The organism is Enterobacter cloacae complex sp. R_G8 (assembly GCF_024599795.1).
Classification (GTDB): Bacteria; Pseudomonadota; Gammaproteobacteria; order Enterobacterales; family Enterobacteriaceae; genus Enterobacter; species Enterobacter dissolvens.
Genome location: NZ_CP102246.1, coordinates 204,986 through 217,964, shown reverse-complemented (window position 1 = coordinate 217,964; position 12,979 = coordinate 204,986). Strand labels below are relative to the sequence as shown.

Below are 12,979 nucleotides of genomic sequence, written 5' to 3'. Positions count from 1 at the left end.
CGATTTCGGTGCCGCCGCTTACAAGCTTTTACTCTTTAATTACGCCTCGGGCGCGCAGCAATGCGGTTTTAAAATCTTCCTCATAATCTTTCTGAATACCAGGAATAACAGCATCTTTGGCAGAGTCACGCATTTTGAGGTGATAGATCAGGATGTCGTCAGAAAGGTCTGTCAGTTCACCTTCAAAACCTGACTCTTTCGCCAGTTTCTGTAAAAATTGCATCAGATTCAGCTCTGGCTCTTTTTGCCAGGCTGGCTGGAGGAGTTCAATGACTTCATTCAGACGTTTACATTTCATGGTGGTGCTCCTTTCATTTAGAGTGACACGTTAGCAGGGTCAATCCCACAATAAAAGAGGCGATATTTGTGAATCCGGGTCAGGAAATCATCGGAGTGGTTCTGGCGGGTGGCAGAGCAACGCGCATGGGGGGACAAGATAAGGGGCTTCTGCACCTTAACGGTAAGCCATTATGGCAACATGTTGCTGATACGCTTGCAGATCAGGTTACGGCAATGGCTATCAGTGCCAACCGCCATATCGATATTTATCAACGCAGCGGATACCCCGTATATCAGGATACTCTTGGAAATTACCCCGGACCGTTGGCCGGCATGCTCTCGGTTATGCAGCAGTCTCTGGCAGAGTGGTTTGTTTTCTGCCCGTGCGATACGCCGTTTATTCCCTCTTGTCTTGTCGAGCGTCTGATGACGTTTCGTGGCGTAGCGCCGGTTGTGTGGGTACATGACGGTGAGCGTGACCATCCTGCTATTACGTTGATTCATCGATCATTAATTCCAGCGCTGCAGGATTATCTGACGGCTGGAGAGCGAAGAGTGATGGTGTTTATGCGTCAGTCAGGCGGCCATTCCGTTGATTTTAGCGACTGGAAATCTGCATTTGTGAACGTGAATACGACGGAAGATTTACAGACCATGCAGGAGAAAAAATGACGCCTGTTTTAGCTATTGCAGCCTGGAGTGGTACCGGGAAAACGACGCTGCTTAAAAAGCTGATACCCGCACTTTGTGCCAGAGGCATTCGCCCCGGACTGATCAAACATACCCACCACAATATGGATGTCGATAAACCGGGAAAAGACAGCTATGAACTGCGTAAGGCAGGTGCCGCGCAAACCATGGTGGCAAGTGATCAGCGCTGGGCATTGATGACGGAAACGCCTGATGAAGCACCGCTGGATCTCGCGTATCTGGTCAGTCGGATGGATCATTCCACGCTGGATCTGGTGCTGGTTGAGGGGTTTAAGCATGAAGCAGTTGCAAAGATCCTGCTGTTCAGAAGTGATGCCGGGCACGATGTTAGTGAGTTAACGCTGGATGAGCATGTTATTGCGGTGGCCAGCGATGTCGCTCTCGATGTTGAGGTTCCGGTGCTGGATTTAAATGATGAGGATAGGATTGCTGAGTTTATTGTGGGATGGTGTGCGGTCTGATGCCCTCTCCCGCAGAGTGAGGGAGAAAACAAATGCAAAAAACCCCGCACCTTACGGTACGGGGTTCTTCTTAATTAATGCCTGGCAGTTCCCTACTCTCACATGGGGAGACCCCACACTACCATCGGCGCTACGGCGTTTCACTTCTGAGTTCGGCATGGGGTCAGGTGGGACCACCGCGCTAAAGCCGCCAGGCAAATTCTGTTATCTGTATCAGGCTGAAAATCTTCTGTCTCTCGTCCGCCGAAACAGCTTCGGCGTTGTAAGGTTAAGCCTCACGGTTCATTAGTATCGGTTAGCTCAACGCATCGCTGCGCTTACACACCCGACCTATCAACGTCGTCGTCTTCAACGTTCCTTCAGGAGACTTTAAGTCTCAGGGAGAACTCATCTCGGGGCAAGTTTCGTGCTTAGATGCTTTCAGCACTTATCTCTTCCGCATTTAGCTACCGGGCAGTGCCATTGGCATGACAACCCGAACACCAGTGATGCGTCCACTCCGGTCCTCTCGTACTAGGAGCAGCCCCCCTCAATTCTCCAGCGCCCACGGCAGATAGGGACCGAACTGTCTCACGACGTTCTAAACCCAGCTCGCGTACCACTTTAAATGGCGAACAGCCATACCCTTGGGACCTACTTCAGCCCCAGGATGTGATGAGCCGACATCGAGGTGCCAAACACCGCCGTCGATATGAACTCTTGGGCGGTATCAGCCTGTTATCCCCGGAGTACCTTTTATCCGTTGAGCGATGGCCCTTCCATTCAGAACCACCGGATCACTATGACCTGCTTTCGCACCTGCTCGAGCCGTCACTCTCGCAGTCAAGCTAGCTTATGCCATTGCACTAACCTCCTGATGTCCGACCAGGATTAGCTAACCTTCGTGCTCCTCCGTTACTCTTTGGGAGGAGACCGCCCCAGTCAAACTACCCACCAGACACTGTCCGCAACCCGGATCACGGGTCTACGTTAGAACACCAGCCATTAAAGGGTGGTATTTCAAGGTTGGCTCCACGCAGACTGGCGTCCACGCTTCAAAGCCTCCCACCTATCCTACACATCAAGGACCAGTGTTCAGTGTCAAGCTATAGTAAAGGTTCACGGGGTCTTTCCGTCTTGCCGCGGGTACACTGCATCTTCACAGCGAGTTCAATTTCACTGAGTCTCGGGTGGAGACAGCCTGGCCATCATTACGCCATTCGTGCAGGTCGGAACTTACCCGACAAGGAATTTCGCTACCTTAGGACCGTTATAGTTACGGCCGCCGTTTACCGGGGCTTCGATCAAGAGCTTCGCGTTACCGCTAACCCCATCAATTAACCTTCCGGCACCGGGCAGGCGTCACACCGTATACGTCCACTTTCGTGTTTGCACAGTGCTGTGTTTTTAATAAACAGTTGCAGCCAGCTGGTATCTTCGACTGATTTCAGCTCCACCCGCAGGGGCTTCACCTACATATCAGCGTGCCTTCTCCCGAAGTTACGGCACCATTTTGCCTAGTTCCTTCACCCGAGTTCTCTCAAGCGCCTTGGTATTCTCTACCTGACCACCTGTGTCGGTTTGGGGTACGATTTCGTGTTACCTGATGCTTAGAGGCTTTTCCTGGAAGCAGGGCATTTGTTACTTCAGCACCGTAGTGCCTCGTCATCACACCTCAGCGTTAAAAAGGTACCGGATTTACCTGGAACCTCCGCCTACATGCTTAAACCGGGACAACCGTCGCCCGGCTAACATAGCCTTCTCCGTCCCCCCTTCGCAGTAACACCAAGTACAGGAATATTAACCTGTTTCCCATCGACTACGCCTTTCGGCCTCGCCTTAGGGGTCGACTCACCCTGCCCCGATTAACGTTGGACAGGAACCCTTGGTCTTCCGGCGAGCGGGCTTTTCACCCGCTTTATCGTTACTTATGTCAGCATTCGCACTTCTGATACCTCCAGCAACCCTCACAGGCCACCTTCAACGGCTTACAGAACGCTCCCCTACCCAACAACACATAGTGTCGCTGCCGCAGCTTCGGTGCATGGTTTAGCCCCGTTACATCTTCCGCGCAGGCCGACTCGACCAGTGAGCTATTACGCTTTCTTTAAATGATGGCTGCTTCTAAGCCAACATCCTGGCTGTCTGGGCCTTCCCACATCGTTTCCCACTTAACCATGACTTTGGGACCTTAGCTGGCGGTCTGGGTTGTTTCCCTCTTCACGACGGACGTTAGCACCCGCCGTGTGTCTCCCGTGATAACATTCTTCGGTATTCGTAGTTTGCATCGGGTTGGTAAGCCGGGATGGCCCCCTAGCCGAAACAGTGCTCTACCCCCGAAGATGAATTCACGAGGCGCTACCTAAATAGCTTTCGGGGAGAACCAGCTATCTCCCGGTTTGATTGGCCTTTCACCCCCAGCCACAAGTCATCCGCTAATTTTTCAACATTAGTCGGTTCGGTCCTCCAGTTAGTGTTACCCAACCTTCAACCTGCCCATGGCTAGATCACCGGGTTTCGGGTCTATACCCTGCAACTTAACGCCCAGTTAAGACTCGGTTTCCCTTCGGCTCCCCTATACGGTTAACCTTGCTACAGAATATAAGTCGCTGACCCATTATACAAAAGGTACGCAGTCACACCACGAAGGTGCTCCCACTGCTTGTACGTACACGGTTTCAGGTTCTTTTTCACTCCCCTCGCCGGGGTTCTTTTCGCCTTTCCCTCACGGTACTGGTTCACTATCGGTCAGTCAGGAGTATTTAGCCTTGGAGGATGGTCCCCCCATATTCAGACAGGATACCACGTGTCCCGCCCTACTCTTCGAGTTCACAACCTGTGCATTTTCGTGTACGGGACTGTCACCCTGTACCGTGCGACTTTCCAGACGCTTCCACTAACACACAAGCTGATTCAGACTCTGGGCTGCTCCCCGTTCGCTCGCCGCTACTGGGGGAATCTCGGTTGATTTCTTTTCCTCGGGGTACTTAGATGTTTCAGTTCCCCCGGTTCGCCTCGTTAACCTATGTATTCAGTTAACGATAGTGTGACGAATCACACTGGGTTTCCCCATTCGGACATCGCCGGGTCAAGGGTTCATATCACCTCGCCGGCGCTTTTCGCAGATTAGCACGTCCTTCATCGCCTCTGACTGCCAGGGCATCCACCGTGTACGCTTAGTCGCTTAACCTCACAACCCGAAGATGTTTCACTTCTGATTGCGAAAATTTGAGAGACTCGAACACACATAACTGTGTGTCGTTTCAATTTTCAGCTTGATCCAGATTTTTAAAGAGCAAATATCTCAAACATGACTCGCAAGTCAGTTTTGAGATATGACGGCAGGTGACTTTCACTCACGAACCAGCAAGTGGCGTCCCCTAGGGGATTCGAACCCCTGTTACCGCCGTGAAAGGGCGGTGTCCTGGGCCTCTAGACGAAGGGGACGTACAGTCTCAATCGCAAGACGCCTTGCTATTTACTTTTCATCAGACAATCTGTGTGAGCACTTCAAAGGCAGGTTCTTTAAGGTAAGGAGGTGATCCAACCGCAGGTTCCCCTACGGTTACCTTGTTACGACTTCACCCCAGTCATGAATCACAAAGTGGTAAGCGCCCTCCCGAAGGTTAAGCTACCTACTTCTTTTGCAACCCACTCCCATGGTGTGACGGGCGGTGTGTACAAGGCCCGGGAACGTATTCACCGTAGCATTCTGATCTACGATTACTAGCGATTCCGACTTCATGGAGTCGAGTTGCAGACTCCAATCCGGACTACGACGCACTTTATGAGGTCCGCTTGCTCTCGCGAGGTCGCTTCTCTTTGTATGCGCCATTGTAGCACGTGTGTAGCCCTGGTCGTAAGGGCCATGATGACTTGACGTCATCCCCACCTTCCTCCAGTTTATCACTGGCAGTCTCCTTTGAGTTCCCGGCCTAACCGCTGGCAACAAAGGATAAGGGTTGCGCTCGTTGCGGGACTTAACCCAACATTTCACAACACGAGCTGACGACAGCCATGCAGCACCTGTCTCACAGTTCCCGAAGGCACCAATCCATCTCTGGAAAGTTCTGTGGATGTCAAGACCAGGTAAGGTTCTTCGCGTTGCATCGAATTAAACCACATGCTCCACCGCTTGTGCGGGCCCCCGTCAATTCATTTGAGTTTTAACCTTGCGGCCGTACTCCCCAGGCGGTCGATTTAACGCGTTAGCTCCGGAAGCCACGCCTCAAGGGCACAACCTCCAAATCGACATCGTTTACGGCGTGGACTACCAGGGTATCTAATCCTGTTTGCTCCCCACGCTTTCGCACCTGAGCGTCAGTCTTTGTCCAGGGGGCCGCCTTCGCCACCGGTATTCCTCCAGATCTCTACGCATTTCACCGCTACACCTGGAATTCTACCCCCCTCTACAAGACTCTAGCCTGCCAGTTTCGAATGCAGTTCCCAGGTTGAGCCCGGGGATTTCACATCCGACTTGACAGACCGCCTGCGTGCGCTTTACGCCCAGTAATTCCGATTAACGCTTGCACCCTCCGTATTACCGCGGCTGCTGGCACGGAGTTAGCCGGTGCTTCTTCTGCGGGTAACGTCAATTGCTGCGGTTATTAACCACAACACCTTCCTCCCCGCTGAAAGTACTTTACAACCCGAAGGCCTTCTTCATACACGCGGCATGGCTGCATCAGGCTTGCGCCCATTGTGCAATATTCCCCACTGCTGCCTCCCGTAGGAGTCTGGACCGTGTCTCAGTTCCAGTGTGGCTGGTCATCCTCTCAGACCAGCTAGGGATCGTCGCCTAGGTGAGCCGTTACCCCACCTACTAGCTAATCCCATCTGGGCACATCTGATGGCAAGAGGCCCGAAGGTCCCCCTCTTTGGTCTTGCGACGTTATGCGGTATTAGCTACCGTTTCCAGTAGTTATCCCCCTCCATCAGGCAGTTTCCCAGACATTACTCACCCGTCCGCCACTCGTCACCCGAGAGCAAGCTCTCTGTGCTACCGTTCGACTTGCATGTGTTAGGCCTGCCGCCAGCGTTCAATCTGAGCCATGATCAAACTCTTCAATTTAAAAGTTTGATGCTCAATGAATTAAACTTCGTAATGAATTACGTGTTCACTCGTTGAGACTTGGTATTCATTTAGTGTCCGAGGACATTAAGAATCCATGTCACTTTGAGTGCCCACACAGATTGTCTGATAAATTGTTAAAGAGCAGTGCCGCTTCGTTTTCGCTGCGGCGCGGGGTGTGCATATTACGCTTTCCCGCTTCAGAGTCAAGCGTTTAATTTGCTTTTCTCTGCTGACCCGGCGGCGTGTGTGCCGTTGTTCCGTGTCAGTGGAGGCGCATTATAGGGAGTTATTCTGAAGTGACAAGAGGAAATTTAAAAAAAGTTTCCGTCCGTGTTTTTTTTCACCAACAGCGATGAAATCAAGCTACAAAGTGTTCTATTTGATGTCTCTGCAACCACAATCACATTCACGGTGGCATACTTATCAGCAAGAATCATTAAGGAATAAAAGCAATGCCATTGAGCGCACAACAGCTGGCAGCCCAAAAAAACCTGTCATATGTGCTGGCAGAAAAGCTGGCTCAGCTGATTTTAGCGGGTAAATATGCCCCGGGTAGCATCCTGCCGGGTGAAATGGAGCTGGGCGAGCAGTTTGGCGTAAGTCGTACCGCCGTTCGCGAAGCCGTCAAAACCTTAACAGCAAAAGGCATGGTGCTTCCGCGTCCGCGTATTGGTACGCGCGTGATGCCACAAAGCAACTGGAACTTCCTCGATCAGGAGCTTCTCTCCTGGTGGATGACAAAAGACAACTTCAATCAGGTCGTCGATCACTTTCTGATAATGCGCAGCAGTCTTGAGCCTCAGGCCTGCCTGCTCGCCGCCACGCTCGGGACAGCAGAACAAAAAGCGCAGCTCAACACCTTAATGGAAGAGATGGTATTCCTGAAAAAACATTTCAACCGCGAACGCTGGGTTGAGGTGGATATGGCCTGGCATGAACATATCTATATGATGAGCGCCAATCCGTTCCTGACCTCCTTTGCCTCTTTATTCCATTCGGTGTACCACACCTACTTTACCTCTATTACACAAGACGAAGTGGTGAAGCTGGATCTGCATCAGGCTATTGTCGATGCCATTCAGGAGAGCGACGGGCAACGAGCCCTGAGCGCGTGTCAGGCATTACTGGCCGCGCCAACCCACCAGCAGGTGAATAAATGACACAGAAAAAAGCACGCAGCATGGCCGGACTGCCATGGATTGCAGCCATGGCGTTCTTTATGCAGGCACTGGATGCCACCATTCTCAACACCGCGCTTCCCGCTATTGCGCAAAGCCTTAACCGGTCGCCGCTGGCGATGCAGTCCGCCATCATCAGTTATACCCTGACGGTTGCGATGCTGATCCCGGTGAGTGGCTGGCTCGCCGATCGCTTCGGCACCCGTCGCGTGTTTATGCTGGCCGTAACGCTCTTTACGCTCGGTTCGCTGGCCTGTGCATTATCAACCTCTCTGACCGAACTGGTTATCTTCCGCGTCCTGCAGGGGATTGGCGGTGCGATGATGATGCCCGTGGCGCGCCTGGCACTCTTGCGCGCCTATCCGCGCAGTGAATTGCTTCCCGTGCTCAACTTCGTCACCATGCCCGGACTGGTCGGCCCGATACTTGGCCCGGTGCTCGGCGGTGTGTTTGTCACCTGGGCCAGCTGGCACTGGATCTTCCTGATTAACATTCCAATTGGCGTAGCGGGACTGCTGTATGCCCGCAAATATATGCCGAACTTCACCACGCCAAGACGCAGTTTCGATATGGGTGGTTTTTTCTTGTTTGGTCTGAGCCTGGTATTGTTCTCCAGCGGGATGGAGTTGTTTGGTGAAAAGATTGTGGCGACATGGCTTGCGCTGTCCGTCATTCTCAGCGGTATTTTGCTGTTCCTTCTTTATATACGTCATGCACGCCGTCACCCGACACCGCTGATCTCGCTGTCTCTGTTTAATACGCGTACTTTCTCGGTAGGTATCGCCGGGAATATCGCCTCGCGCCTGGGGACGGGCTGCGTACCGTTTCTGATGCCACTGATGCTGCAGGTGGGTTTCGGCTATCCGGCGTTGATTGCCGGCTGCATGATGGCGCCCACCGCCATGGGATCGATACTGGCAAAATCGACCGTCACACAGGTGCTGCGCTGGTTTGGCTATCGGAAGACGCTGGTTGGCGTAACGGTCTTTATCGGACTGATGATTGCGCAGTTCTCCCTGCAATCGGCTTCACTGCCGGTCTGGATGCTAATTCTGCCGTTGTTTGTGCTGGGTATGGCAATGTCGACGCAATTCACGTCAATGAACACGATTACTCTCGCGGATCTGACTGACGACAACGCCAGTAGTGGCAACAGCGTGCTGGCGGTGACTCAACAGTTATCGATCAGTCTCGGGGTGGCCGTCAGTGCGGCGGTACTGCGGTTCTATGAAGGTTTTGACAGCGCGAACACCGTCGAGCAGTTCCACTATACGTTTATCACGATGGGCGTACTTACCGTGGTTTCAGCGCTGGTCTTTATGCTGTTAAAACCAAAAGATGGCCGGAACCTGATTAAAGAACGCCACAAAACAAAAGCTAAACCGAACCCCGTTCCATCAGAACAGGAGTAAGCTGCAGACGTTGCTGCTGCAGCGTGGGCTGCGCCATTCGGTGGATCAGTACATCAATGGCCAGCTCACCCAGTTCATCTTTTGGCTGATGGATCGTGGTCAGCGGCGGGGTCATGTAGCTGGCCAGTTCGATATCATCATAACCAATCACCGCCATATCGTCCGGAACACGCAATCCCGCCTGATACAACGCCTTATATGCTCCAAATGCCATGGCGTCGTTGCCAATAAAGACGGCCTGCGGACGCGGTGTCTGCGCCAGCAGCGTCTGCATCGCCTCAAAACCGCCATGAAACTCAAAATCACCGGTAATACGGTAACCCTCCGGAACCGCGAGTCCCGCCCGAGCCATCGCGGAAAGGTACCCTTCAAGACGCAGACGCGCCGGAGTTTTATCCAGCGGACCGGTAATACAGGCGATGCGGGTATGGCCTTTGTCGATCAGATACTGGGTTGCCATATCTCCGCCCAGCAGGGAGTTATCCTGAATCAGATCGCTGGTACCGTCGAACGGCGCCCAGTCCATCATCACCGTGGGGATAGACGGATAACGCTGAATGATCTCTTTCGAGGGCTGATGCGTTTCGGTACACAGCAGCAGTAACCCGTCGACGCGTTTTTGCATCAGCGTCTCCAGATTACGGTTCATGCGCTGCTCGTCCCCTTCGGTATTGCACAGCACCAGACTGTAGCCACGTTCGAAGCAGCTGCGTTCCACACCGCGAACAAGTTCAGAATAAAAGGGATTCGTACTGGCGGTGATCAGCATGCCAATGGTGCGCGTCTGGTTGAGCTTCAGGCTGCGGGCCAGCGCAGACGGCGCATAGTTGAGATCTTTAACTGCGGCTTCAACTTTCTCCCGAATCGCCTCGCTGACGAAGCGATCGTTATTAATGACGTGGGAGACTGTCGACGTAGAAACGCCCGCCAGGCGGGCGACATCTTTCATTGTGGCCAAGCGTTACCCCTGCTGACTTAAGAATTCATCGATCTCTTTACGCCATGGAACGGAGGGCTGGGCACCTTTGCGCGTGACGGCGATAGCCGCAGCAGCATGCGCAAAGCGGATAGCATCGTCCATTCCCTTTCCTTCCAGCAGCGCTGTCACCAATGCTCCGTTAAACGTATCGCCTGCCGCGATGGTGTCAATCGCCTTGACCTTAAAGCCAGGCACGCGACGGCCTTCGCCATTTACGCTTGACCACACGCCGCGGCTGCCGAGGGTAATGATAACGGTGCCGATACCTTTATCATGCAACGCTTTCGCGGCACGCGCTGCGTCATCATCATTTTCAACACGAATGCCCGTCAGTTTTTCCGCTTCGGTTTCGTTCGGCGTAATGATGTCCACCCGCGCCAGCAGTTCATCTGATAGTACACGGGCAGGCGCAGGATTAAGTACGACAGTGGTATGATTTTGATGCGCAATGTCAGCGGCCGCCAGTACGCTTTCCACGGGCGATTCCAGCTGCATCAGTAACGCGTCGGCACTGGCAATAAGCTCGCGCTGTGCTTCAACGCGTTCCGTCGTAAGACAGGCATTCGCACCAGCATGAATACCGATGACATTCTCACCTTCCGCGTTGACGAAAATCAGCGCCACGCCGGTCGATTCCCCTGCAACAACGCTGACTGGCGCAACATCGATGTTATCGCTGGCGAGCTGTTTACGCACGCGCTCGCCGGTATCGTCATCACCCGTGCAGGCGATAAACGCGATATTTGCCCCACTGCGTCCTGCTGCAACCGCCTGGTTGGCACCTTTACCGCCAAATGCCACCTGGTAATGGTTACCGGTGACGGTTTCGCCCGGCGTCGGGAAGGATTCAAGGTTAAGAATGTGATCGGCATTGATACTGCCAAGGACGACGAGGTTGCCTGCGGTTTTCATGGTTGAGCTGTCCATCTGAGAGCGCCACCGGTGTTACCCGGTGGCGTATGCCACACTTTTCTTTATTGGTGTCCCTCAGGCAGCCAGCGACTGCCTGAATCGCCTTTTTACTGCTTGATGACCAGTTTCAGGTCAACTGGATATTTAGCCTGAACTTTTTCGCCCTTCAGCACTTTGTCGGCAGTCTGCACGCCAGTCGCGCCGATCTGCTCAGGCAGCTGAGCGATGGTCGCCGCCAGTTTGCCATCATTTACCGCTTTTTCTCCATCTGGTGTGCCGTCAAATCCGACAACCATCACATCAGATTTACCTGCAGTCTGCAGGGCACGCAGCGCACCGAGCGCCATTTCGTCGTTCTGTGCGAACACCGCCTGCACGTCAGGGTGCGCGGTCAGCAGGTTCTGCATGACGTTCAGACCTTTAGTGCGGTCGAAGTCGGCAGGCTGGCTGGCCAGCACGTTAAATTTGTGAGCAGCAACCGCCTGCTGGAAACCTTCGCCACGCTCGCGGGCTGCAGACGTACCGGCAATCCCCTGCAGTTCGATAACTTTCGCGCCTTCGCCTGCTTTCTTCGCGATATAGTCACCCGCGATTTTTCCGCCCAGCACGTTATCAGACGCAATGTGGCTCACAACGTCGCCTTTCGTTGCCTGACGGTCCAGGGTGATCACCGGGATCTTCGCCTGGTTTGCCATCTTAACGGCGTTACCCACGGCGTCAGAATCGGTTGGATTGATCAGCAGGATTTTGGTGCCGCGAACGGTTAAGTCCTGCACGTTAGCCAGCTCTTTCGCCGGGTTGTTCTGCGAATCCAGCACCACCAGGTTGTAGCCCAGTTTGTCGGCTTCTTTCTGCGCACCATCCTTAAGGGAGACAAAGAACGGGTTGTTAAGCGTGGAGATAACCAGCGCGATGGTGTCTTTCGCCATAGCGTTAGCACTTACGGTTGCGCTCAGCGCGACAGCAGAAACCAGGGTAGCCAGTTTTTTCATGTTCATATCTAAGATGTCCTGTAGTGTCGTCAGTTACTGTTTTTTGTTGTCTACCAGCACCGCCAGCAAAATCACCACTGCTTTAACGATCATCTGGTAATAGGAGGAAACACCTAACAAATTCAAACCATTATTCAGGAAACCGAGAATCAGTGCGCCGATCAATGTCCCAACAATGCGACCTTTACCGCCCGCAAGACTCGTACCGCCCAGAACCACTGCCGCAATGGCATCCAGCTCATACCCCGTACCCGCCGTTGGCTGCGCGGAAGAGAGGCGCGCCACTTCGATGATGCCCGCCAGCGAGGCCAGCAAACCGCACAGTGAGTAAACGATAATTTTCACTTTATTGACGCTGATACCGGACAGACGCGTTGCCGCTTCGTTACCGCCCAGCGCATAGATGTAACGACCCAGACGCGTATGATGCAGCATGTACCACGCCGCCAGGAAGACGATTGCCATGATCCAGACCGGTGTCGGAATACCCAGCGGACGACCGATACCGAACCAGCCAAACAGATCGGCGTTGTCCGTAAAGCCGGTGTTAACCGGGCTTCCGTTGGTATACACCATGGTGACACCGCGCAGCAGCAGCATCATGACCAGTGTCGCAATGAACGCCTGAACACGACCTTTCGCCACAATAACCCCGGTGACAGCACCAATCGCCGCGCCCAGCGCCAGCGCAGCGGCAACAGCCACCAGCGCGTTAACCTCAATCCCGACAATTGAAGCAGCAACCGCACCGGTGAGCGCCAGCAGGGAACCGACGGACAGATCGATACCCGATGTCAAAATCACCAGCGTCATCCCGACCGCCATAATGGCGTTCACGGAGGTCTGCTGAAGGATGTTGAACAGGTTATTCACGGTGAAGAAATTGGGGCTCATGGTCGACACAATCGCGATCAGCACCAGCAGGGCAATCAGCGATTTTTGTTCCATCAGCCATGCCTTTGTGAAATAACGGCGACCAGAAACAGCCTGGGTAGTCATCTT

9 protein-coding genes, 1 tRNA gene and 3 rRNA genes are annotated in these 12,979 nt (G+C 53.4%); 4 read left to right on the top strand and 9 right to left on the bottom strand.

Translation table 11 applies throughout. The features are described from left to right. Positions 1–28: 28 nt before the first annotated feature. Positions 29–298 carry a YihD family protein gene (locus tag NQ842_RS01065; protein ID WP_013099387.1) on the bottom strand — a complete coding sequence of 90 codons (270 nt, stop codon included), beginning with the start codon at positions 296–298 and terminating at the stop codon, positions 29–31. Positions 299–366: 68 nt separating this feature from the next. Between NQ842_RS01065 and mobA the strand changes: the two genes are divergently transcribed. Both mobA and mobB read left to right on the top strand, forming a co-directional pair. After that, positions 367–951: a molybdenum cofactor guanylyltransferase MobA gene (gene mobA, locus NQ842_RS01060; protein WP_182380903.1), complete on the top strand. Its 585-nt coding sequence runs from the start codon at positions 367–369 to the stop codon at positions 949–951. After that, on the top strand, positions 948–1,451 hold the full coding sequence (mobB, locus tag NQ842_RS01055) for a molybdopterin-guanine dinucleotide biosynthesis protein MobB (RefSeq protein WP_063411865.1): 504 nt from the start codon (positions 948–950) through the stop codon (positions 1,449–1,451). The genes mobA and mobB overlap by 4 nt, the downstream gene beginning before the upstream one ends. A gap of 79 nt (positions 1,452–1,530) precedes the next feature. Here mobB and rrf read toward each other — a convergent pair. From rrf to NQ842_RS01035, 4 genes are all read right to left on the bottom strand, one after another. Next, positions 1,531–1,646, bottom strand: a 5S ribosomal RNA gene (rrf, locus tag NQ842_RS01050). Between the two features lie 69 nt (positions 1,647–1,715). Further along, positions 1,716–4,620, bottom strand: a 23S ribosomal RNA gene (locus NQ842_RS01045). Between the two features lie 181 nt (positions 4,621–4,801). Further along, positions 4,802–4,877: transfer RNA gene (locus NQ842_RS01040), tRNA-Glu, on the bottom strand. Positions 4,878–4,961: 84 nt separating this feature from the next. Continuing rightward, positions 4,962–6,501: ribosomal RNA gene (locus tag NQ842_RS01035) — 16S ribosomal RNA — on the bottom strand. The 16S, 23S and 5S rRNA genes sit together here with 1 tRNA gene alongside, the layout of an rRNA operon. Before the next feature lie 455 nt (positions 6,502–6,956). Here NQ842_RS01035 and NQ842_RS01030 point away from each other — a divergent pair. Together NQ842_RS01030 and mdtD are read left to right on the top strand one after the other, a co-directional pair. Next, entirely contained in the window at positions 6,957–7,664 is a 708-nt protein-coding gene (locus NQ842_RS01030; RefSeq protein WP_014833813.1) for a FadR/GntR family transcriptional regulator, read from the top strand. Continuing rightward, a complete protein-coding gene (gene mdtD / locus NQ842_RS01025; RefSeq protein WP_014833814.1) occupies positions 7,661–9,094 on the top strand; it encodes a multidrug transporter subunit MdtD in 1,434 nt (477 codons plus the stop codon). The genes NQ842_RS01030 and mdtD overlap by 4 nt, the downstream gene beginning before the upstream one ends. Here the strand turns inward: mdtD and rbsR are convergent. From rbsR to rbsC, 4 genes are all read right to left on the bottom strand, one after another. After that, a complete protein-coding gene (gene rbsR / locus NQ842_RS01020; protein ID WP_014833815.1) occupies positions 9,060–10,052 on the bottom strand; it encodes a ribose operon transcriptional repressor RbsR in 993 nt (330 codons plus the stop codon). The two genes, mdtD and rbsR, sit on opposite strands and share 35 nt — an antisense overlap. Before the next feature lie 3 nt (positions 10,053–10,055). After that, entirely contained in the window at positions 10,056–10,985 is a 930-nt protein-coding gene (rbsK, locus tag NQ842_RS01015) for a ribokinase (protein ID WP_257256950.1), read from the bottom strand. A 107-nt stretch (positions 10,986–11,092) separates the two neighbouring features. Further along, positions 11,093–11,983, bottom strand: a complete 891-nt coding sequence (rbsB, locus tag NQ842_RS01010) for a ribose ABC transporter substrate-binding protein RbsB (RefSeq protein ID WP_013099394.1) — start codon at positions 11,981–11,983, stop codon at positions 11,093–11,095. A 27-nt stretch (positions 11,984–12,010) separates the two neighbouring features. Continuing rightward, positions 12,011–12,976: a ribose ABC transporter permease gene (gene rbsC, locus NQ842_RS01005; protein ID WP_029883505.1), complete on the bottom strand. Its 966-nt coding sequence runs from the start codon at positions 12,974–12,976 to the stop codon at positions 12,011–12,013. Between the last annotated feature and the right edge of the window lie 3 nt (positions 12,977–12,979).